Source organism: Streptomyces sp. CA-135486 (assembly GCF_050936555.1).
In the GTDB taxonomy this organism is placed as follows: Bacteria; Actinomycetota; Actinomycetes; order Streptomycetales; family Streptomycetaceae; genus Streptomyces.
The window spans coordinates 2,713,306-2,734,227 of record NZ_JBNJMM010000001.1 but is presented as its reverse complement, the minus strand read 5'-3'; the positions used below and the strand labels follow the sequence as shown (position 1 = coordinate 2,734,227).

19 protein-coding genes are annotated in these 20,922 nt (G+C 69.8%); 3 read left to right on the top strand and 16 right to left on the bottom strand.

Annotated elements, in window-relative coordinates:
* Positions 1–71: 71 nt before the first annotated feature.
* The 11 genes from yajC to pgsA all read right to left on the bottom strand — a co-directional run bounded on the left by yajC (position 72) and on the right by pgsA (position 9,254).
* Positions 72–581 carry a preprotein translocase subunit YajC gene (gene yajC, locus ACQEVG_RS12450; RefSeq protein WP_432981405.1) on the bottom strand — a complete coding sequence of 170 codons (510 nt, stop codon included), beginning with the start codon at positions 579–581 and terminating at the stop codon, positions 72–74.
* A 165-nt stretch (positions 582–746) separates the two neighbouring features.
* Positions 747–1,829, bottom strand: coding sequence for a Holliday junction branch migration DNA helicase RuvB (ruvB, locus tag ACQEVG_RS12445; protein ID WP_432981402.1), 1,083 nt, complete (start codon positions 1,827–1,829; stop codon positions 747–749).
* A gap of 52 nt (positions 1,830–1,881) precedes the next feature.
* Entirely contained in the window at positions 1,882–2,499 is a 618-nt protein-coding gene (gene ruvA, locus ACQEVG_RS12440; protein ID WP_432981399.1) for a Holliday junction branch migration protein RuvA, read from the bottom strand.
* Complete coding sequence (gene ruvC / locus ACQEVG_RS12435; RefSeq protein ID WP_432981396.1) at positions 2,496–3,026, bottom strand: crossover junction endodeoxyribonuclease RuvC; 531 nt, start codon at positions 3,024–3,026, stop codon at positions 2,496–2,498. Before ruvC ends, ruvA begins: the two co-directional genes overlap by 4 nt.
* 158 nt (positions 3,027–3,184) lie before the next feature.
* Positions 3,185–3,937 carry a YebC/PmpR family DNA-binding transcriptional regulator gene (locus ACQEVG_RS12430; protein ID WP_313947447.1) on the bottom strand — a complete coding sequence of 251 codons (753 nt, stop codon included), beginning with the start codon at positions 3,935–3,937 and terminating at the stop codon, positions 3,185–3,187.
* 63 nt (positions 3,938–4,000) lie between these two features.
* Positions 4,001–4,600 carry a pyridoxal 5'-phosphate synthase glutaminase subunit PdxT gene (pdxT, locus tag ACQEVG_RS12425; protein WP_432981392.1) on the bottom strand — a complete coding sequence of 200 codons (600 nt, stop codon included), beginning with the start codon at positions 4,598–4,600 and terminating at the stop codon, positions 4,001–4,003.
* Positions 4,600–5,514, bottom strand: coding sequence for a pyridoxal 5'-phosphate synthase lyase subunit PdxS (pdxS, locus tag ACQEVG_RS12420; RefSeq protein ID WP_360884024.1), 915 nt, complete (start codon positions 5,512–5,514; stop codon positions 4,600–4,602). Before pdxS ends, pdxT begins: the two co-directional genes overlap by 1 nt.
* Before the next feature lie 113 nt (positions 5,515–5,627).
* On the bottom strand, positions 5,628–6,173 hold the full coding sequence (locus ACQEVG_RS12415; protein WP_432981389.1) for a hypothetical protein: 546 nt from the start codon (positions 6,171–6,173) through the stop codon (positions 5,628–5,630).
* 293 nt (positions 6,174–6,466) lie between these two features.
* Positions 6,467–7,627, bottom strand: a complete 1,161-nt coding sequence (locus tag ACQEVG_RS12410; protein WP_432981386.1) for a glycosyltransferase family 4 protein — start codon at positions 7,625–7,627, stop codon at positions 6,467–6,469.
* Positions 7,624–8,535 carry a phosphatidylinositol mannoside acyltransferase gene (locus tag ACQEVG_RS12405; protein WP_432981383.1) on the bottom strand — a complete coding sequence of 304 codons (912 nt, stop codon included), beginning with the start codon at positions 8,533–8,535 and terminating at the stop codon, positions 7,624–7,626. Before ACQEVG_RS12405 ends, ACQEVG_RS12410 begins: the two co-directional genes overlap by 4 nt.
* Positions 8,535–9,254, bottom strand: a complete 720-nt coding sequence (gene pgsA, locus ACQEVG_RS12400) for a phosphatidylinositol phosphate synthase (RefSeq protein WP_432981380.1) — start codon at positions 9,252–9,254, stop codon at positions 8,535–8,537. The genes ACQEVG_RS12405 and pgsA overlap by 1 nt, the downstream gene beginning before the upstream one ends.
* 209 nt (positions 9,255–9,463) lie before the next feature.
* Between pgsA and ACQEVG_RS12395 the strand changes: the two genes are divergently transcribed.
* Both ACQEVG_RS12395 and ACQEVG_RS12390 read left to right on the top strand, forming a co-directional pair.
* A complete protein-coding gene (locus tag ACQEVG_RS12395) occupies positions 9,464–11,671 on the top strand; it encodes an elongation factor G-like protein EF-G2 (protein WP_432981377.1) in 2,208 nt (735 codons plus the stop codon).
* A gap of 211 nt (positions 11,672–11,882) precedes the next feature.
* Complete coding sequence (locus ACQEVG_RS12390) at positions 11,883–13,538, top strand: hypothetical protein (protein ID WP_432985306.1); 1,656 nt, start codon at positions 11,883–11,885, stop codon at positions 13,536–13,538.
* 45 nt (positions 13,539–13,583) lie between these two features.
* Here the strand turns inward: ACQEVG_RS12390 and ACQEVG_RS12385 are convergent, their stop codons facing one another.
* The 4 genes from ACQEVG_RS12385 to ACQEVG_RS12370 form a co-directional block, all read right to left on the bottom strand.
* Positions 13,584–14,141, bottom strand: coding sequence for an HIT family protein (locus tag ACQEVG_RS12385; RefSeq protein WP_432981374.1), 558 nt, complete (start codon positions 14,139–14,141; stop codon positions 13,584–13,586).
* 90 nt (positions 14,142–14,231) lie between these two features.
* Positions 14,232–16,208, bottom strand: coding sequence for a threonine--tRNA ligase (gene thrS, locus ACQEVG_RS12380; RefSeq protein WP_432981371.1), 1,977 nt, complete (start codon positions 16,206–16,208; stop codon positions 14,232–14,234).
* 186 nt (positions 16,209–16,394) lie between these two features.
* Positions 16,395–17,615: a hypothetical protein gene (locus tag ACQEVG_RS12375; RefSeq protein WP_432981368.1), complete on the bottom strand. Its 1,221-nt coding sequence runs from the start codon at positions 17,613–17,615 to the stop codon at positions 16,395–16,397.
* Positions 17,615–18,181, bottom strand: a complete 567-nt coding sequence (locus tag ACQEVG_RS12370; RefSeq protein WP_432981365.1) for a DUF4365 domain-containing protein — start codon at positions 18,179–18,181, stop codon at positions 17,615–17,617. Before ACQEVG_RS12370 ends, ACQEVG_RS12375 begins: the two co-directional genes overlap by 1 nt.
* Positions 18,182–18,353: 172 nt before the next feature.
* Here ACQEVG_RS12370 and ACQEVG_RS12365 point away from each other — a divergent pair, with 172 nt between their 5' ends.
* A complete protein-coding gene (locus tag ACQEVG_RS12365; RefSeq protein WP_432981362.1) occupies positions 18,354–19,079 on the top strand; it encodes an exonuclease domain-containing protein in 726 nt (241 codons plus the stop codon).
* A 69-nt stretch (positions 19,080–19,148) separates the two neighbouring features.
* Here the strand turns inward: ACQEVG_RS12365 and ACQEVG_RS12360 are convergent, their stop codons facing one another.
* Entirely contained in the window at positions 19,149–20,819 is a 1,671-nt protein-coding gene (locus ACQEVG_RS12360) for a fibronectin type III domain-containing protein (RefSeq protein ID WP_432981359.1), read from the bottom strand.
* Positions 20,820–20,922 lie beyond the last annotated feature (103 nt).

Here is a 20,922-nt window from a genome sequence, read left to right as displayed (position 1 = left end):
CCCCCGCAGAAGTCAACACGACCGGGGGACCGCCGGGCACCGATAGGCGCCCCTGCGGTCCCCGATTATGGCTACTTCGCGTCGGTCTCGCCGTTGGCCTTGCCGTCCTTGGGCTCCGCGTCGTCGTCCTTCGCCTTCGGCTCGACGTCGTCCTTGGGCTCCGCGTCGTCGGCCTCGGGCTTCTTGCCCAGGTCGATCTTGGCGTCGTCCGCGGAGTCGGAGTCGGTGGCCTCGGTCGTGGCCTCCGTCAGCGAGGATGCGTCGTCCGGCACAATGCCGCCGTCGACCTTGAGGCCGCCGTCGTCGTGCACGATGCGGTTGTACTCCTCGTCGTCGAGGACCGCGCCGATGGCGTTCTTCGCGTAAAAAGCGTGGACGCCGGGGGCGACCTCAAGGAGGACCGTGTCGTCGTGAAGCTCCTTGACGGTGGCGTACATGCCCCCGATCGTCCGGACGCCGGTGCCGGGCTGCATCTGGTTACGCATCTGCACGGCCTGCTGCTGCTTCTTCTTGGCCGACCGGGTCATCAGGAACATGGCCCCGATGAGCACAATGAAGGGGAGGAGGGTCACGAGACTCACGGGACGGAACTTCCTTCGCACGACCGCTCTGAAGAGGCGGCCTTATCTACGGGGGTGGGTTGCCGACCTGGAAGGGCGGCATCGGCGGAGTCTAAGCGAGTCCGCATCAATGGAACAACGCCCAGCATCCCACCGAGGTTCCGGGCCCGGCGAGTACCCGCGCCGTCACGCCCCGAACAGGCCCTGTTGTCCGCTTGCGCCCGGGGCCTGCTGCGGGGGAACGAGTCCGAGGTGGGCCCAGGCGGCCGGGGTGGCGACCCGCCCGCGCGGGGTACGGGCCAGCAGTCCCTCCCGTACCAGGAAGGGCTCGGCCACCTCCTCGACCGTCTCTCGCTCCTCCCCCACGGCCACGGCCAGGGTGGACAGGCCCACCGGGCCGCCGCCGAACAGCTTGAGCAGCGCCTGGAGCACGGCGCGGTCCAGGCGGTCCAGGCCGCGGGCGTCCACCTCGTACACCTTCAGGGCCGCGGCCGCCACCTCGCGGGTGATCAGGCCATCCACCTTGACCTGCGCGTAGTCGCGGACGCGGCGCAGCAGCCGGTTGGCGATACGGGGTGTACCGCGGGATCGGCCGGCGATCTCGGCGGCGCCATCGGCCTCTATCTCGACGTCGAGGAGCTGGGCGGAGCGGTGGATCACACGCTCCAGCTCGGCGGGGTCGTAGAACTCCATGTGTGCGGTGAAGCCGAAGCGGTCACGCAGCGGGGGCGGCAGCAGTCCGGCCCGGGTGGTGGCGCCGACCAGCGTGAACGGAGGCAGTTCGAGCGGGATGGCGGTGGCGCCGGGGCCCTTGCCGACGATCACGTCGACCCGGAAGTCCTCCATGGCCATGTACAGCATTTCCTCGGCGGGCCGGGACATCCGGTGGATCTCGTCCAGGAAGAGAACCTCGCCCTCCTGGAGCGACGAAAGGATCGCGGCCAGATCGCCGGCGTGCTGGATGGCGGGGCCCGAGGTGATCCGGATCGGGGCCTTCATCTCGACCGCGATGATCATGGAGAGGGTGGTCTTGCCGAGGCCTGGGGCGCCGGAGAGCAGGACATGGTCGGCGGTGGCACCGCGCGCGAGCGCCGCTTTCAGGACAAGGTCCAGCTGCTCGCGGACGCGTTCCTGGCCGACGAACTCCTCCAGCGACTTCGGCCGCAGCGCCGCCTCGACGGCCTGGTCCTCGCCGTCGGCGGACGAGCCGACGAGCCGGCCGTCGGCTGCGGGGTCGTCGGTCGTGGGTGCGGTGTCGTCCCAGTTCACAGTGGATTGCCTCGCGGGTTCGGCGGGTTTCGGCGGATCGGGTGCTGCGGGGTCAGCGGGTGCGGTTCAGGCTCTGCAGGGCGGCCTTCAGCAACTGGCCCACATTGGGGGCGCCCCCCGCCGCCTCGGCCTGGGGGGCGACCGCGCCGACCGCCTCGTCGGCCTCGCGGGTCGCATAGCCGAGGCCGATCAGTGCCGCATGCAGCTGGTCCCGCCAGGATGTGGAGACCGCGGTGCCGATGCCCTGTCTGCCGATGTGCGCGCCGACCGGCTCGCCGAGTCGGTCCTTCAGTTCCAGGAGCAGCTTCTGCGCACCCTTCTTGCCGATGCCGGGCACCGCGGTCAGCGCCTTCTCGTCGCCGGTGGCGACGGCGACGCGCAGCGCGTCCGGCGCATGGACCGCGAGCATCGCCTGAGCGAGCCGCGGGCCGACCCCGCTCGCGGTCTGCAGCAGCTCGAAGACCTGCCGCTCGTCGTCGTCCACGAAGCCGTACAGCGTCAGCGAGTCCTCCCGCACCACCAACGAGGTGGCCAGCTTGGCCTCCTGACCGATCCTCAGCTCCGACAGCGTGTTCGGCGTGCACTGGACGGCCAGGCCGACACCGCCGACCTCGATCACGGCCGTGGTGGGGGCGAGGGCGGCGACCGGGCCGCTCACAAAGGCGATCATGACGTGCGGCCTTTCGCTGCATGCAGGGCGACGGCCTGCTGGAGCCGGTTCTGGGCGGGGGCCCGCCAGATGTGACAGATGGCGAGCGCGAGGGCGTCCGCCGCGTCGGCGGGCCTGGGCGGCGCGTCGAGCCGCAGCAGCCTCGTCACCATCGCCCCGACCTGGGCCTTTTCGGCCCGGCCGCTGCCGGTGACCGCGGCCTTGACCTCGCTGGGGGTGTGCAGGGCGACGGGGATCCCGCGGCGGGAGGCGCACAGCATGGCGATGGCACTGGCCTGGGCGGTGCCCATGACCGTACGGACATTGTGCTGGCTGAACACCCGCTCCACGGCGACGAATTGGGGCCGGTGCTCGTCCAGCCACTGCTCGATGCCCTGCTCGATCGCGACGAGCCGGGTGCCGAGTTCCGCGTCGGCCGGAGTTCGTACGACACCGACGCCGAGCATCGTCAGAGGGCGGTCGGCGACGCCTTCGACCACACCGACGCCGCACCGGGTCAGCCCTGGGTCCACACCCAACACCCGCACCCCGCCCCTCCTTCGATCGCCTGTTTGTGCAGGCTATCCGGTGCCACTGACAAAGCGATCGGGCCGACGGACGAAGGGGCGTGCAAAGCACTCGATGAGGGGTGGTGGTCGGGCCGACGGGTGGGCGTGTCCCGCGTCGGCCCGTTCACGCATCCAGGTCAGGCGTCGACCTTCTCCATGACCTCGTCCGAGACGTCGAAGTTGGCGAAGACGTTCTGCACGTCGTCGCTGTCCTCGAGCGCGTCGATCAGCTTGAAGATCTTGCGAGCGCCCTCTTCCTCCAGCTCGACCTGCATGGTCGGCACGAAGTTGGCCTCGGCCGAGTCGTAGTCGATGCCGGCCTCCTGGAGCGCGGTGCGCACCGCGACCAGGTCGGTGGCCTCGCTGAGCACCTCGAAGGACTCACCGAGGTCGTTGACTTCTTCGGCGCCCGCGTCCAGCACCGCGCCCAGGACGTCGTCCTCGGACAGCTCGCCCTTGGGGACGATCACCACGCCCTTGCGGTTGAAGAGGTAGGAGACGGAGCCCGGGTCGGCCATCGAGCCGCCGTTGCGGGTCATCGCGACACGTACGTCGGAGGCCGCGCGGTTGCGGTTGTCGGTGAGGCACTCGATGAGCACCGCGACGCCGTTCGGACCGTAACCCTCGTACATGATCGTCTCGTAGTCGGCGCCGCCCGCCTCGAGACCGGCGCCGCGCTTGACCGCGGAGTCGATGTTCTTGTTCGGGACCGAGCTCTTCTTCGCCTTCTGGATGGCGTCGAAGAGGGTCGGGTTACCGTCCACATCGGCGCCGCCGGTGCGGGCGGCGACCTCGATGTTCTTGATCAGCTTCGCGAAGAGCTTGCCGCGCTTGGCGTCGATCACGGCCTTCTTGTGCTTCGTCGTAGCCCATTTAGAGTGGCCGGACATCTGCCTGTCTCCTTCGCGTAACCCATTCCTGCTGCGTTCGCCAGAGATCCTACCGGGATGACGTCACCCGGCCGCGCGCACCATGTCCACAAAGAGGCCGTGCATCCGGTGATCGCCGGTGAGTTCGGGGTGGAACGAGGTGGCGAGGGCATTGCCCTGCCGTACTGCGACGATGTGGCCGTCGTGCTCGGCGAGCACCTCGACCTGGGCGCCGACCGACTCGACCCAGGGGGCGCGGATGAAGACACCCTCGACCGGTCCTTCGGCCACGCCGGTCACCTTCACGGCGGCCTCGAAGGACTCGTTCTGCCGGCCGAAGGCATTGCGGCGGACGATCATGTCGATACCGCCGAACGTCTCCTGTCCCGAGCGCGGGTCGAGGATCTTGTCGGCGAGCATGATCAGGCCGGCGCAGGTGCCGTAGACGGGCAGGCCCGCGGCGATCCGCTCGCGCAGCGGCTGCATCATGTCGAACAGCACCGCGAGCTTGGACATGGTGGTGGACTCGCCGCCGGGGATCACCAGGCCGTCGACCTCGGCGAGCTCGTCGGGGCGCCTCACCGGCCTGGCCACGGCGTCGGCCGCGGCCAGGGCGATCAGGTGCTCCCGTACGTCGCCCTGCAGAGCCAGAACTCCGACCACAGGGGAGCCGGGAGTGGTCATTACCAGCCTCGGTTCGCGTAGCGCTCGGTCTCGGGGAGGGTGTCGCAGTTGATGCCGACCATGGCCTCGCCGAGGTTGCGGGAGGCGTCCGCGATGATCTTGGGGTCGTCGTAGAACGTGGTGGCCTTCACGATGGCCGCGGCGCGCTTGGCGGGGTCGCCCGACTTGAAGATGCCGGAGCCGACGAAGACGCCCTCGGCGCCGAGCTGGCGCATGAGCGCGGCGTCGGCGGGGGTGGCCACACCACCGGCGGAGAACAGCACGACCGGCAGCTTGCCGAGCTCGGAGACCTCCTTGACCAGCTCGTACGGGGCGCGGAGCTCCTTGGCTGCGGCGTACAGCTCATTGTTGTCGAAGCCGCGCAGCTTGGCGATCTCGTTCTTGATCTGGCGCAGGTGGCGGACGGCCTCGACGACGTTGCCGGTGCCCGCCTCGCCCTTCGAGCGGATCATGGCCGCGCCCTCGGCGATACGGCGCAGCGCCTCACCCAGGTTGGTGGCGCCACAGACGAAGGGGGTCGTGAACGCCCACTTGTCGCTGTGGTTGACCTCGTCGGCCGGGGTCAGCACCTCGGACTCGTCGATGTAGTCGACGCCGAGGGACTGCAGGACCTGGGCCTCGACGAAGTGGCCGATGCGGGACTTGGCCATGACCGGGATGGATACGGCCTCGATGATCTCTTCGATCATGTTCGGGTCGGACATCCGGGCCACGCCGCCGTCCTTGCGGATGTCGGCGGGGACCCGCTCCAGGGCCATGACCGCGACAGCGCCGGCGTCCTCGGCTATCTTCGCCTGCTCGGCGTTGACCACGTCCATGATCACGCCGCCCTTGAGCTGCTCGGCCATGCCGCGCTTCACGCGCGCGGTGCCGGTCTCAGGGGACAGCGGGGTGGTGGGGAGCGTGCTGGACACGGATGGACCTCACTCGAAGAAGACGTTGTGTTGCCACGGCATTGGAACATGAGTGGACCAGTCCACAGCAAGGGCCAATGAATAGCCGGTGGATCGTTTTGGCCGCCTGGGCTCTAACTCCCGGGGCGGTCGGCCAGCGCGGCCGGCGGCTCGTCGTCCATTTCGAAGGCCAGCGGGAACGGGGCGTGCCCGGCCAGCCGGAACCAGCGGACGCTTCGGTGGCGACGCAGTGCGCGCGCCGCACGCACGGCGTCGTTGTGGAAGCGGCGGGCCATCGGGACCCGGCGCACGGCCTGCGCGAGTTCGCTGGCGGCGTCCTCGCCGCCCGGGACCTCGCGTACGGCCTCGACCTGCGCGGCCTCGCCGAACACGGCCCGCAGCGCCGCGCTGAGCTCGCTCTCCGCGACTTCGCGGTGCTCCTCCTCCGCCTGCCGCGCGGCGTGCGCGGCCTCGTACAGCACGATCGACGCGGCCGGATCGAGAACGCCGGAGGTGGCGAGTTCCTGGGTGACCGAGGCGCGGCGCAGGAGTTGCGCGTCAAGGGCGGCGCGGGCGGCGTCGATGCGCGAGTGCAGCCGGTCGAGGCGCCCTGCGGTCCAGCTCAGATACAGGCCGATCGCGATGACGGCGACGGCGATCCAGATGAGGGTTACGGTCACGGGCGGCAAGGCTACCGGTGCGCCTGCGGCCGGCTTTGCCCCCACCCCGCCCTCCCCCTACGGCCTGGCGGCCGTGGGAGGTACCCCCACCCCGAACTGGGGGCAAGCCCCAGACCCCTGCCGCGCCGGCTTCGCGGCGCGAACTGGGGGCTCCGCCCCCTGCCCCCCGTATGCGACCTTCGGCCGCATGTCCTCAATCGCCGGACGGGCTGATTTCAGCCCCGTGGGGGTCCCCCGGACGAAGGGGTCCGGGCCAGCGCCCCCGGGTACGGGAAGGGGCGGGGTGAGGAAAGTCAGTCCCGCGCCAGGCCGAACCTGGAGCGGAAGCCCGGCCTCTCGTCCGCCGCCACCGACGCCGCGCCGTCCGTCACCGTCTCGTACACCGACAGAATGTCCGCCCCCACCGTCGCCCAGTCGAAGCGCCTCACATGCGCGCTGCCCCGCTCCCGCAGCTCCGCCCGCCGCTCCGGGTCGCCCAGCAGCCGTACCGCCGCCGACGCCAGCGCGTCCGCGTCCTCGTTCGCGAACAGCTCGCCCGCCGCGCCCTGGTCCAGTACCTGCGCGAACGCGTCCAGGTCCGAAGCGAGCACCGGCGCGCCCGCCGACATCGCCTCGACGAGGATGATGCCGAAGCTCTCGCCCCCGGTGTTGGGCGCGACGTACACATCCACGCTGCGCAGCAGCCGCGCCTTGTCCTCGTCGCTGATCATCCCGAGGAATTCGACCCGCTCGCGCATGTCGGCGGGCAGGGTAGCGACCGCCTCCTCCTCGTCGCCTCGCCCCGCCACCAGCAGCCGTACCTCCGGGCAGGCGGCGACGATCTTCGGGAACGCCGCCATCAGCACCGGCAGGCCCTTGCGGGGCTCGTCGATGCGCCCTATGAAGCCGATCGTGTTGCCCTGCCACTCCGCCTTCGGCTCGGCCTTGTCGAAGAAGCCGACATCGACGCCGTTCGGGATGACGACGGCGTCACCGCCGAGATGCTCGACGAGCGTGCGGCGGGCGTACTCGCTGACCGCGATCCGCGCGTTGATCTTCTCCAGCGCCGGCTGCAGGATCGGGTACGCGGCGATCATGGCGCGCGAGCGCGGGTTGGAGGTGTGGAACGTCGCGACGATCGGGCCCTGCGCGGCCCAGCAGCTCAGCAGCCCCAGCGACGGCGAGGTCGGCTCATGGATGTGGATCACGTCGAAGGTGCCGTCGTGCAGCCAGCGCCGCACCCGCGCGGCCGACAGGAAACCGAAGTTCAGCCGGGCGACCGAGCCGTTGTACGGGACGGGAACAGCCCGCCCCGCCGAGACGACGTACGGCGGCAGCGGCGTCTCGTCGTCCGCCGGCGCCAGCACCGAGACCTCGTGCCCGAGCCGGATCAGATGCTCTGCCAGGTCCCTGATATGGAATTGGACGCCGCCGGGCACGTCCCACGAGTACGGGCAGACGATGCCGATTCTCACGCCCGCTCCCCCTGCTCCTCCCGCGGTTCAAGATCCGCGAGCCACAGTCGCTGCAACATGTGCCAGTCCTCCGGGTGTTCGGCGATTCCCGTGGCGTAGGCATCGGCCAGCGCCTGTGTCATGGAGGACGTCTTGTCGGCCCGGGTACCTGTCTCGGGCACCTCTACGGGCGGGTGGATCTGCCCCTGCATGAGCGGTTCCGCGCCGTACCAGAGCGTCACCGGCAGCAGCAGCGCGCCAGTCTGCTGAGCCAGCAGCGCGGGACCGGCCGGCATCCGCGCCGTCTCCCCGAAGTACTTCACCTCCACGCCGGAGGCCGACAGATCACGGTCGGCGACCAGACAGACCAGACCGCCGGAGCGCAGCCGCCGGGCCAGCGTGCCGAAGGCCTCGCCGCCCGAGTGCGGCAGCACCTCCATGCCCAGGCTCTCGCGGTAGGCCACGAAGCGGTCGTAGAGCGTCTCGGGCTTGAGCCGCTCGGCGACCGTGGTGAAGGGAATGCCCAGGGTCCGGGTGGCCCACACGCCCGCAAGGTCCCAGTTCGCCAGGTGCGGCAGCGCGAGAATCACACCGCGCCCCGAAGCCAGTCCGTCCTTCAGAAGGTGCGCGTCCTTGATCTCCACACTGTTCCCGACGCGCTCGGCGCTCCACGTGGGCAGCCGGAACGACTCCATCCAGTACCGCATGTACGAGCGCATGCCGGCCTTGGACAACTCGGCGAGGCGCTCGGGGCCGGCATCCGGCACCACCCTGGCGAGGTTGGACTCAAGCCGCAGCACGCTCTTGCCCCGCCGCTTCCACGCGATGTCCGCGATGGTCCGGCCGAGGGCCGCGGCCGCCGGCTCGGGCAGCTTCTTGACCGTGCTCCAGCCCAGCCCGTACAGCGTGTCGGTCAGCCGGTCCCGCATCACGTCGCCTCAGCCTCGTTCCCCTGCCCCGCGGCGGCATCCGCCTCGGCGGACTCCCGCCGTACCGTCACGACCCGCTGCCCCAGTGTCACCGCGCTGCCGACGGCGACGATCCACAGTGCGATCGGGAGCAGGATGTCGATTCCCGGCACCCCGAACGCGTGCAGTCCGGCGAGCCCGGCGGCGACCAGCGAGATCACCAGTCGCTCCGCCCGCTCGACCAGTCCGTTGACCGCTACCGGCAGGCCGATCGCCTCGCCACGTGCCTTGGTGTACGAGACGACCTGGCCGCTGGCCAGACAGAAGATGGTGACGGCACACAACACATTGTCGTCCCCCTGGCCCGCGTACCAGAGCGCGAAGCCGCCGAAAATCGCGCCGTCGGCGACCCGGTCGAGCGTGGAGTCGAGAAATGCCCCCCAGCGGCTCGAAATCCCCGCCTGCCGCGCCATATTTCCGTCGACGAGGTCGGAGAAGACGAACAGCGTGATGACGATCGTCCCCCAGAAGAACTCTCCTCGGGGGAAGAAGACCAGCGCACCCGCCATCACTCCGGCCGTACCGATGAGGGTGACCGCGTCGGGGCTCACCCCACGGCGGAGCAGAAATGCGGCGAACGGTGTGAGGACACGCGTAAAGAATGCACGCGCGTACTTGTTCAGCATGGCCTTCCCGAGGGTCGGTGGGCCGCATGGCCCCATGGCCACCGGCTGGCCCATCGTAGCCAGGCCCGAAGCTCTCTACCGACGGGTACCCGCCTCCCGTGGTCGCGTACGACGTATGGACGCACCGTGACGGGAGTGGAAAGCTCGAAAGACCACCGCGGGCATCGCCGGAGCTGCCCCCGGATGTCTCCGGGACTCCCTCACGGCTCCCCGCGCCCGCGGCTCCCTCTCCTCACCGGGCAATCGATCGGGAGGCATGAATCATGGGCGACAAGGCGAATGCACACCCCGGAGCCGCCGGCAGGGCTACTACGGCCGACCAGCCCTCATCCGTACGGAACGTGGTGCTGGTCGGCCACAGCGGTTCGGGAAAGACGACATTGATCGAGGCGCTCGCGCTCACTGCGGGAGCGGTCAACCGGGCCGGCCGCGTCGAGGACGGCGCGACAGTCTCCGACTACGACGAGATCGAGCACCGTCAGCAACGTTCCGTCCAGCTGTCCCTGGTCCCCGTCGAATGGGGCGGGTACAAGATCAACCTGTTGGACACCCCCGGATACGCCGACTTCGTCGGGGAGCTCAGGGCCGGTCTGCGAGCCGCGGACGCGGCCCTTTTCGTTGTCTCGGCGGCGCAGGAGGCCGACGCCGTGGCGGGCGCGACCCGCACGGTGTGGGAGGAGTGCGCGGCGGTCGGCATGCCGCGCGCCATCGTGGTCACCCATCTGGAGACCGCGCGCACCGACTTCGAGGAGCTGACCCGGGTCTGCGGGAACATCTTCGGCGGCGACGACCCCGACGCCGTACTGCCGCTGTATCTGCCGCAGTACGGTGCGCAGCATCCCGACGGCCACGCGCCGGTCACCGGCCTGGTGGGGCTGCTCAGCCAGAAGATCTTCGACTACTCGTCGGGCGAGCGCAAGGAGACCCCGCCAGACCCGGCCCAGGCGTCGCTGATCGAGGAGGCCCGCAACCGGCTGATCGAGGGGATCATCGCCGAGAGCGAGGACGAGACCCTCATGGACCGCTATCTCAGCGGTGCGGAGATCGATCTCAAGACACTGATCGGGGATCTGGAGAAGGCCGTCGCGCGCGGCATCTTCCATCCGGTGCTGGCTGCCGCCCCCGCGGCCGAGGGCGGCAAGCAGGGCCTCGGCACGGTCGAACTGCTCGAGCTGATCACCGGCGGCTTCCCGACCCCACTGGAACCGGCCGCCCCGGCCGTCACCACACCGCAGGGCGCAGCGCGCCCGCAGATCAGCTGCGACCCCGACGGTCCGCTGGTGGCCGAGGTGGTCAAGACCGCCTCCGACCCCTACGTGGGCCGGATCTCGCTCGTACGTGTCTTCTCCGGCACCCTGCGCCCCGACGAGACGGTGCATGTCTCGGGACACGGACTGGCCGACCGCGGGCACGAGGACCATGACGTCGACGAGCGGATCGGCGCGCTCTCCGCGCCCTTCGGCAAGCAGCAGCGGCCACTGGGCCAGGTCATCGCGGGAGATCTCGCCTGTGTCGCCAAGCTGGCCCGCGCCGAGACCGGGGACACGCTCTCGGCGAAGGACAACCCGCTGCTGATGGAGCCGTGGACGATGCCCGATCCGCTGCTGCCGCTGGCCATCCAGGCGCACAGCAAGGCGGACGAGGACAAGCTCTCCCAGGGGCTTTCGCGGCTGGTCGCCGAGGATCCGACGATGCGTCTCGAACAGAACCAGGCAACACACCAGGTGGTGCTCTGGTGCCTGGGCGAGGCACATGCCGACGTCGCGCTGGAGCGGCTGCGCAGCCGGTACGGCGTCCAGGTCGACGTCGTACCGCACAAGGTGTCGCTGCGGGAGACCTTCGGCGAGAAGTCGGCCGGGCGCGGACGGCACGTGAAGCAGTCCGGCGGACACGGACAGTACGCGATCTGCGAGATCGAGGTCGAGCCGCTGCCGCCGGGGTCCGGGCTCGAGTTCGTCGACAAGGTGGTGGGCGGCGCGGTGCCACGGCAGTTCATCCCCTCCGTGGAGAAGGGTGTGCGCGCCCAGGCGGCGCGCGGCGTGGCGGCCGGGTACCCGCTCGTCGACGTACGCGTCACGCTGCTGGACGGCAAGGCGCACTCGGTGGACTCCTCCGACGCGGCCTTCCAGACCGCGGGCGCACTGGCGCTGCGCGAGGCGGCGGCCGATGCGCGCATCCATCTGCTGGAGCCGGTGGCCGAGATTCAGGTGCTGGTTTCGGACGATTATGTGGGGCCGGTGATGAGCGATCTGTCCGGACGGCGGGGCCGCGTGGTCGGCACCGAGCAGGCAGGCGGGTCCCGCACGCTCGTACGGGCCGAGGTGCCGGAGATCGAGATCGGGCGCTATGCCGTCGATCTGCGGTCGATCTCACACGGCACGGGGCAGTTCAGCCGGTCGTACGCCCGGCATGAGGCGATGCCTCCGCAGGTGGCCGACAAGGTCCGCGAACGGGCGGAGAACGGCTCGTAGTTGACGGTACGTTGACGATGCCGCCCGCCCGATCGCCGTGCGGCGGGCGGCATTGCGTGCTCGTCCGACGGGGGCGGCGGGTGGCATTGCTTTCTCGTCTGACGTGGGCGGTGCACCCCCGATACGCTGTGGTGCCCAGCTCAGAAGGTGTGCGGGGCGCGGTAGTTGGGAACAGGCCGCAGTGCGGAAGCTTGCGGCGATGGGGGCGGTAGTGGCGAACGACGGTTTCGATTTCACTCCCGGGGCACAGGTCCCGCTCCAGGGCTCGGCCGGACAGACGGCGGCGACGCATGCGCTCGCCTCCGCCGCGTACCGCGACAGCCCGGTCAGCGAACTGCTCAAGGCCAACAGCGAGTGGCACACGTCCGAGGTGAAACGGGGCAAGTTCTCGCTGTTCGAGCCGAATCTGGGCGAGGCCTTCTCACGGGCCGTCCAGGTGCGGATGCTCGGCGGCGCCCGTAACGCGCTGATCCAGTCCTTCGGCACCGAGCCGCAGGCGGTGGTCGAGCACTGCCTTGCCGCGACCCGGATCCGCAAGGAACGCGACAGCCGGCTCACGGCCGTGATGGCGATATTCGGGCTGCTCTTCCTGCCCGGGCTGCTGCTGTGGATGGGTGTCTTCCAGCTCCGCCGGACGATAGCGGGCGCACAGAACAAGCGCGCCGGAGCCCTCGGCACTCTGCTGCTGATCGCCATCGGCGTACTTGCCGTGATCTTCCTGGTCCGGCTGCCCTTCGGTGGTTTGTGGGCGTACTACGTACGGGGCATGATCATCGCCCCGGTCGTCGGCTGGCTGCTGGCCAAGCGGATCTGCGAGAACACGGCCAAGGACATGCGCGCCCGCTGGGACAGCCTGCTCGCAGGCGGCGGCATCGGCGCGAAGGTCCCCGAGGCGGTGCCCGGCCACCCCAACGAGACCGCGCGCGAGCAGCTGCGGCAGGGACTTCAGAAGCTCACCGCCGAGCAGCAGTCCAACGCCGTCTTCTACGCGGGCCCCAAGGGGATACTCGGCATGGGCACCCGCTGGGGAAGCTGGCAGATGGCCGAGGAGCTGACCTCCAAGGAGCCGGGCAAGGAGATCAATCAGTTCCGCAGCTGGGACGTGATACGGGCGGTCCACGACAAGCTGAAGATGCTGGAGCGCGGCCCGCTGAACTCCGGCGGCTTCCCCACCCCGTCCGTCAAGCACTGGATCGTGGCACCGGTCGGTGAGAACGCCAAGGAGGTGACCCGTCCCGAGGGCCAGGACGTGGAGACCTTCCAGGTCAAGGGCCACGAGATACAGCGGATCTGCAATCACCAGCAGTTCGGCGGCGGCAACCGCCACTATCTGGGCGTCCAGTTCACCCTCTGGGACGGCCAGTTGGTGATCACCATGATGATCACCGTCACCGTGCTCCACGAGACGCTCCGCGTCGAGGTGACCGGGCATGCGCTCGGCCCGGTGCACTCGCTGTTCACCACCAAGCCCGCGCCCAAGACCGTCACGGTGAACAAGACGGTGAGGTTCTGGGAGACCGTCGACCGGCAGCTGCCGCTGGTGGAGACCCCCGAGGTGGTCCGGCTCGCGGTGCGCGCGCCCTTCACCTGGTACCCGCCGCTCCTGGACTACCTGGGCGGCAAGCTGGTGCTCCCCGAGCCCTTCGGGCTGCGCCACGCCTGGGCGGACAAGCCGTGGCGGCACCGGTTCATGGCGGACGACGCGATGCGCGCGGCCACGCCGGTGCTGCGCGTGACGCACGCGGCGGCCATGAAGGTGCTCGAGGAGAACGGCGTGGACACCGAGCGCTTCGGGAACCGCTCCATGGTGGTCAGCAGCTTCGTCCAGGACCCGACGCCGCGCCAGGCCGACCTCTACGACGCATAGCCGTGACGCCTGGCCCGTATGCCGTGCGGGCCAGGCCTCCGCCGCCTATGCGGGCCAGGCATCCGCCAGCATTTTGCGCGTGTCGGCGAGAAGCTGCGGAAGCACCTTTGTGTGCCCGATGACCGGCATGAAGTTGGTGTCTCCGCCCCACCTCGGCACGACGTGCTGGTGCAGATGCGCCGCGATGCCCGCTCCGGCGACCGAGCCCTGGTTCATGCCGATGTTGAAACCGTGCGCACCTGCCGCCTTGCGCAGCGCGGTCATGGCCTGCTTGGTGAAGGCCGCGAGCTCGGCCGTCTCCGCGTCGTCCAGCTCGGTGAAGTCGGCGACATGACGGTAGGGCACCACCATCAGATGCCCGCCGTTGTACGGATAGAGGTTGAGCACCGCGTAGACGCGTGAGCCGCGTGCGATGACCAGGCCGTCCTCGTCCGACTTGGTGGGGATGGAGCAGAAGGGACAGCCGTCTTCGGCCCCCGGCCCGGTCGGCTTGTTCTCGCCCTGGATGTACGCCATGCGGTGGGGCGTCCACAGGCGCTGGAACGCGTCCTGCGTCCCGACTCCGATCTGCTGCTCCGGCTCAAGCGTCATGTTGTGCAGCATATGACTTCGCCCGTACGCGGCGTGTCGTCGGGGTTGCCCCCGGCGGGCTGATGCCGCCGGGGGCCGATCCCCGCGTTCGCGGGGCCTGCGTCACACCTGAACGCGGCGCTCCACCACGTCGACGAGCTTGGCCAACGCTTCGTCACGCGGAATGCCGTTCTCCTGCGAACCGTCGCGGTAGCGGAACGAGACCGTGCCCGCGTTCATGTCGTCGTCGCCGACGATGATCATGAACGGGACCTTCAGCTTCTGCTGGGTCCTGATCTTCTTCTGCATCCGGTCCGAGGAGGCGTCCACCTCGATCCGCAGGCCCTTCTTCTTCGCCTCGGCGGCGAACTCCTGCAGATACGGAACATGCGCGTCGCCGACCGGGATACCGACCGCCTGCACCGGCGCGAGCCACGCCGGGAACGCCCCCGCGTAGTGCTCCAGCAGCACCGCGAAGAAGCGCTCGATGGAGCCGAACAACGCGCGGTGGATCATGACCGGCCGCTGCTTGGAGCCGTCGGGCCCGGTGTACTCCAGGTCGAACCGCTCCGGCAGGTTGAAGTCCAGCTGGACGGTCGACATCTGCCAGGTGCGGCCGATGGCATCCTTCGCCTGAACCGAGATCTTCGGGCCGTAGAAGGCCGCGCCGCCCGGGTCCGGGACCAGCGGGAGGCCCTGCTTCTCGGCGACCTTGCGCAGCGTCTCGGTCGCCTCCTCCCAGACCTCGTCGGCGCCGACGAACTTCTCCGGGTCCTTGGTGGAGAGCTCCAGGTAGAAGTCGGTCAGACCGTAGTCGCGCAGCAGATTCAGCACAAAGGTGAGCGTCGAGTCGAGCTCGTCCGCCATCTGCTCCTTCGTGCAGTAGATGTGCGCGTCGTCCTGGGTGAAGCCGCGGGCCCGGGTCAGGCCGTGCACGACGCCCGACTTCTCGTACCGGTACACGGTCCCGAACTCGAACAGCCGCAGCGGCAGTTCACGGTACGAACGCCCGCGCGCGTCGAAGATCAGGTTGTGCATTGGGCAGTTCATGGGCTTGAGGTAGTAGTCCGTGCCCTCGTCGAGCTGCATGGGCGGGTACATGCCCTCGGCGTACCAGTCGAGGTGGCCCGAGGTCTCGAAGAGCTTCCCCTTGGTGGCGTGCGGGGTGTAGACGAACTCGTACCCCTCTTCCTCGTGCCGCTTGCGGGAGTAGTCCTCCATGACCCGGCGCACCACACCACCCTTGGGGTGGAAGACGGCGAGTCCGGACCCGATCTGGTCCGGAATGGAGAAGAGGTCCAGCTCATTGCCGAGCTTGCGGTGGTCGCGCTTCTCGGCCTCGGCGAGGAAGTCGAGATGGGCCTTGAGCTCGTCCTTCGAGGGCCAGGCGGTGCCGTAGATGCGCTGCAGCATGGGGTTCTTCTCGCTGCCGCGCCAGTACGCGGCGGCGTTGCGCATCAGCTTGAACGCCGGGATGTTGCGGGTGGTGGGCAGGTGCGGACCGCGGCAGAGGTCCTTCCAGGACAGCTCGCCGGTCTTGGGGTCGAGGTTGTCGTAGATGGTCAGCTCACCGCCGCCCACCTCGACGTCCGCGCCGTCGTCGCTGGAGGCCGAGCCCTTGATGCCGATGAGCTCCAGCTTGTACGGCTCGTTCGCGAGCTCCTCGCGGGCGGCCTCGTCGGTGACCACGCGACGCGAGAAGCGCTGGCCGCGCTTCTGGATCTCCTGCATCTTCTTCTCGATGGCCTTGAGATCCTCCGGGGTGAAGGGCTTCTCGACCTCGAAGTCGTAATAGAAGCCGTCCCGGACGGGCGGGCCGATGCCGAGCTTGGCCTCCGGGAACAGCTCCTGAACGGCCTGCGCCATCACATGCGCGGTGGAGTGCCGGAGAATGTTGAGCCCGTCCTCGGAGGCGATCTCGACGGGCTCGACCTCCTGGCCGTCCTTGACCTCGTACGCGAGATCCTTCAGCTCTCCGGCGACGCGGGCGGCGACGATGGTGCGCTCACCGGCGAAGAGCTCGGCCGCCGTAGTGCCCGTCGTCACCACGCGCTCTTCCCGCTCGGAATCGCGTTGGATGATCACACGGACGTCTGACACCGGTCTCTCCTGACTGAAGGGGGCGGCGCGGTCGTATTGCGCGCGCGATAGGAATCGTACCGATCCGGCGGGGTGCGTTGCGAAACGGTTGTTGCCCCTCCCCGTCCCTTCCCTTGACCGGGGCTCCGCCCCGGACCCTCGGACCCGCTACCGCGCGGACTCGGGGGTTCGGGGCGGAGCCCCGGTTCACTCCCCCTGGCACGCCTCCTCGAAGAAGTCCAGGTTCTCCTGGAGCGACTTCATCAACCGGTCCCGCTCGGACTCGTCCACCTGCACCGGCACCACATTCGACGCGTCCGTCAGCCGCCGGAAGCCCCCGCGGCTCTCCAGGCGGCCCACCACCCGGATCGGCAGGCCGACCAGGTGGGCGTGGCCCGCCGTGCGGTAGGAGTCCTCGTCCAGGGCCACCCGGACGTGGGGCACCTCGGCGCCCGCCAGTACCCGCAGTCGCACCGACCCCTCGCCGCGCGGTCCCGAGCGGCGCAGGCGGACCACCGTGCCCGTGATCCGTACCGGTACGGACGGCTCGTCCTGCAGATAGCGCGCGCCCGCCTCGCGCAGCGCCGGCAGGTCACCGGGCGAGAACTCCACGGGTTCGTTCCGCGGCGCGCACCCCTGCGGCACCCCCTCCGCCGGCGACCATTCCAGCGCGATCCGCGCCCCCTCGGCGCCGCGCACCAGCGCGATGATCGCCTCCGTCAGCTCGCGGCTCACCCCCGCCTCGACCGCCGCGTCGAACGCCTCCATTCCGCCCGTCGCCCGCTGGTAGTCGGCGGCCTCGCGCGCCGCCTGCAAGGCGTGGTAGAGCCGGACCACAACCGCCCGGCCACTTTGCACCGGCACGAACGCGGTCAGGCTGCGTCCGCCCGGGGCAGGCCCCACCAGGACTCCTTCCAGCGAAGCCTGCGCCTGCCGCCGGTGCCGCGCGCCGTAATACCCCGCGCGCGCCCGCGTCGCCAGCGCCGCCGCCATCAGCATCTGCCGCGCTGCCGCGCGCAGTTGCTCCTGGACGGTCCAGGCCGCCGCCCCCGATGGTCCTTGCGGCACATCCCGCCACCACCGGATCTCGTCACTCGGGACGGTCAGTCCGACCAGCACCTCACGGGCCGACGGCACGGCACTGCGCGCCAGCGCGGTGAGCGCCTCGCCAAGCAGGTCCTCGCAGTCGGGAAACGACCGGCTCTCCGGCACCAGCAGACTCGTACCCCCTGCCGCATGCCCCGGCGGCGTCCACCGCGTATAGCGCCCCGGCGCTCCCCCGCGCCGCCGCCAGCCGTGCCGGTCGAGCAGCGCGCCGAGCACGAGAGGGTCCACCGTCGCCGGATCCGGTTCGCCGCCCTCGTACCAGGGTCCCGGCAGATCGCCCGTCGGATGGGGCCGTACTGACTCGTCGAAAGGACGGTGCATCAAGGTCTGCCTCCCACCCCGACCCGGGTCATGATCTCGCAGAGCGCCCGGTCGTCGAAGATCCGTGAGGTCGGGATCCGCACAGTGGTCCTGCGCCTGCCCGTCACCGGGTGGCCTGCCAGGTTGGTCCAGTAGCAGCAGTGCCGAAGATCGAGCCGGTCGTGGCTGGCACGCAGCCACCCGTCCTGGGTCCGGGGGACGAGCATCACGACCAGGATCTTGTGTACGGACACCGGGGTGCGGGCCAGCTTCACCAGGTGCTCGTTGTCGAGGGTGAAGGAGAAGGCCGGACCCGGCGGGTGCGGGGGGAGCTGGTACGTGCACTTGAGCTGCACCTTGATGGTCACCTCGTCGTCGACGGTGTGACCGGCCGAGCTGTGGCTGACATGCCAGTCGATTCCGTTGTCCGGAAACGGCTGTGACAGCGAGCAGCCCGCCGCGGCTGCGACCGCGTGCAGATAGCCCACCTGGAGTGTCTCCATGCAGGCGGTGGTGGCGAGTGCGCCTCGCAGCGGTGCTGTCCGCTGGGGCAGCAGCCCCCCAGATTCGGGCTGCGCGAGCGCCATGGCTCCTCGTGCCTTCCGGGCTGTGCCGATCGATGTCCCCTCGACGGGCCGTCAACTGTCATACCCGTCATCTGTGTTGTCACCGCCCTGCGTACAGCGCAAACGGCCCGGGTATCACCGTTTCGGGCAGGGGGACAACGCCATCTGCCAGGCTCATGCGAGGAGTTCGGGGATGACGCTCTGGTATGACGGCCCGCTGGCCGCATTTGACACGGAGACCACCGGAGTCGACGTCGAGGAGGACCGCATCGTTTCGGCCGCCGTCGTCGTCCAGGACACGGCGGGCGGCCGCCCGCGCGTCACACGCTGGCTGATCAATCCGGGGGTGCCCGTGCCGCCGGGGGCCATCGAGGTGCACGGGCTCACCGACGACCATCTGCAGCGCAACGGCCGCTGGCCCGCGCCGGTGATGGAGGAGATAGCCAGGGCGCTGGCCGAGCAGTGCGCGGCCGCCCGTCCGCTCGTCGTGATGAACGCGCCCTTCGATCTGACCATCCTCGACCGCGAACTGCGCCGGCACCGCGCCGCGTCGCTCGGGCGCTATCTGGCGAACGCGCCGCTGTGCGTGCTGGATCCGAGGGTCCTGGACAAGCACCTGGATCGCTACCGGAAGGGCCGCCGCACGCTCACCGATCTGTGCGCGCAGTACGCGGTGGAGCTGGACGAAGCGCATGACGCGGCCGCGGACGCGGTGGCCGCGCTGGAGGTGACCCGGGCGGTGGGGCGCCGTTTCGCCTCGCGGATGGAGCGGCTGTCGCCCGCGGAGCTGCACACGCTGCAGGCGGTCTGGCATGCGGCGCAGGCACGTGGCCTGCAGGCGTGGTTCGCCCGCAGCGGCACTCCCGAGACGGTGGACCCGGCCTGGCCGCTGCGGCCCGAACTGCCCGCCGCGGCCTGACTCCGGGTGGCGCCCCGCTGCGGGGCGCCACCCGGACGGACCGTCGGACGGCCGCCGGTCCGGTGGGCGTCAGCCGGTGAATCCCGCGGTGATGGAGGTGAACTGCCAGTTGCTCTGGCTGATGCCGGAGCAGTTGCTCACCACTCCGCCGCCGGGGCAGGGCCGGTCACGGTTGACCGACCAGTAGGCGAGGCGGGCGATGTGGTGGGAGTTGGCCCAGTCCTTGATCTGGGTCCAGGTCGCCGGGCTGGTGAGTTCCTGCTGGTCGCTGAGGCCGTTCATGCCCGAGATGCCGATATGGGCGTAGGCGGTGGCGTCCGACCAGCCGAAGGTGCTCTTCAGCTTGGTCTTCAGCCCTTCGGTGGCGTTCACGGTGTTGCCGTACATGTCGGCGCCGCCGCCGAAGTCGAAGGGCATGATGGTGAAGACGTCGATGTCCGCCTGGAGCGCGCCTGCCCGCTCGATGAGCCGGTTGCCCCACCAGGTCGGCCCGGTGGTGCTCGTGCCGAAGGTGAGGATCGTCCTCAGGCCCGGGTTGTTCTGCTTGACGATCTTCAGTGCGCCGAGAATCCGGTCCTGGACGACCTCGTTCTCGAACTCGTCGCTGTTCTCGATGTCGACGTCGATCGCCTTCAGCCCATAGGCGTTGATCACCTTTTGATAGGCGCCGGCCAGGGCCTCGGGTGTGGAGCAGTTCGGGCCGAGCTTGTTGCCGCTCCAGCCGCCGATGGACGGGACGATGTCACCGCCCGCGCCGCGGATCGCGTTGATGGTGGACTGATCGGTACCGCCGGCGAGCGGACGCGTGCCGTCCCAGGCGGGGTTGCAGCCACCGGAGGAGAGGATGAAGGCCATGGTGAACCACTTGATGCCGGTGGCGCTCATCACCGAGGTGGCACTGGGCGGGTCGCCCCAGCCCAGATAGAGGTACGGGGCCGCCTGCTTGAAGCCGGTGCCGCCGCCACCGCCCGCGTCGGTCGTCACACTGACGGCGGACGAGGCCGGGGAGAGATTTCCGGCCGCGTCACGGGCGCGGACGGTGAAGCTGTACGAGGTGTCGGCCGCAAGGCCGCTGACGGTGGCGCTGGTGCCGGTCACCGTGGTCACATGGGTGGATCCGCGGTACACGTCGTAGCCGGTGACGCCGACATTGTCGGACGACGCGTTCCAGGCCAGCGAGACACTGGAGGACGTCTTGCCGGTGGAGCGCAGATTCGTCGGTGTCGTGGGTGCCTGGGTGTCGCCGCCGCCTCCGCCGCCGGGACCGTCGAGGCTGATGTCGTCGGCGTAGTACGTACCTTGCGCGTACCAGCCGTTGAGGTAGATCTCGGCGGTGGTCTGGGCCGCGCCGGTGGTGAAGGAGACCGACAGCTGGGTGTAGGCGGTGGCGGACGGCGTCCAGGTCGACGGCCCGCCGGTCACGCCGAGGTACACATAGTTGCCGCGCACCCAACCGGACAGCGTGTAGGCGGTGTTGGGCTGCACGGCGACGCTCTGGGTGCACTTGGCGTTGTCGCTCGCGCTCGCGGCGCCGGCCAGTGCCTTCGTACCGCTGTGTACGGGGCTGCTCACCACCGAGCCGAGTCCGCCGGTGCAGGACCAGCCGGACAGGGAGCCTGTCTCGAAGCCTGGATTGCCGAGCAGGTTGGCGGCCTGGGCCGTGCCGGGCACGGCGAGAGAGGCGGCTGCGGCGAGCAGTGCCGCACCGAGGCCGGCCAGTAGTCGATTTCGTATACGCACGTGACCTCCCAGTGAGGGGCGGGTGCGGGTCGACGGACCTGACGCGGCGCCACGATTGGTCTGGACCTGCGAGGCGGATTAGAGCGGAGCGCCGCACCCCCGT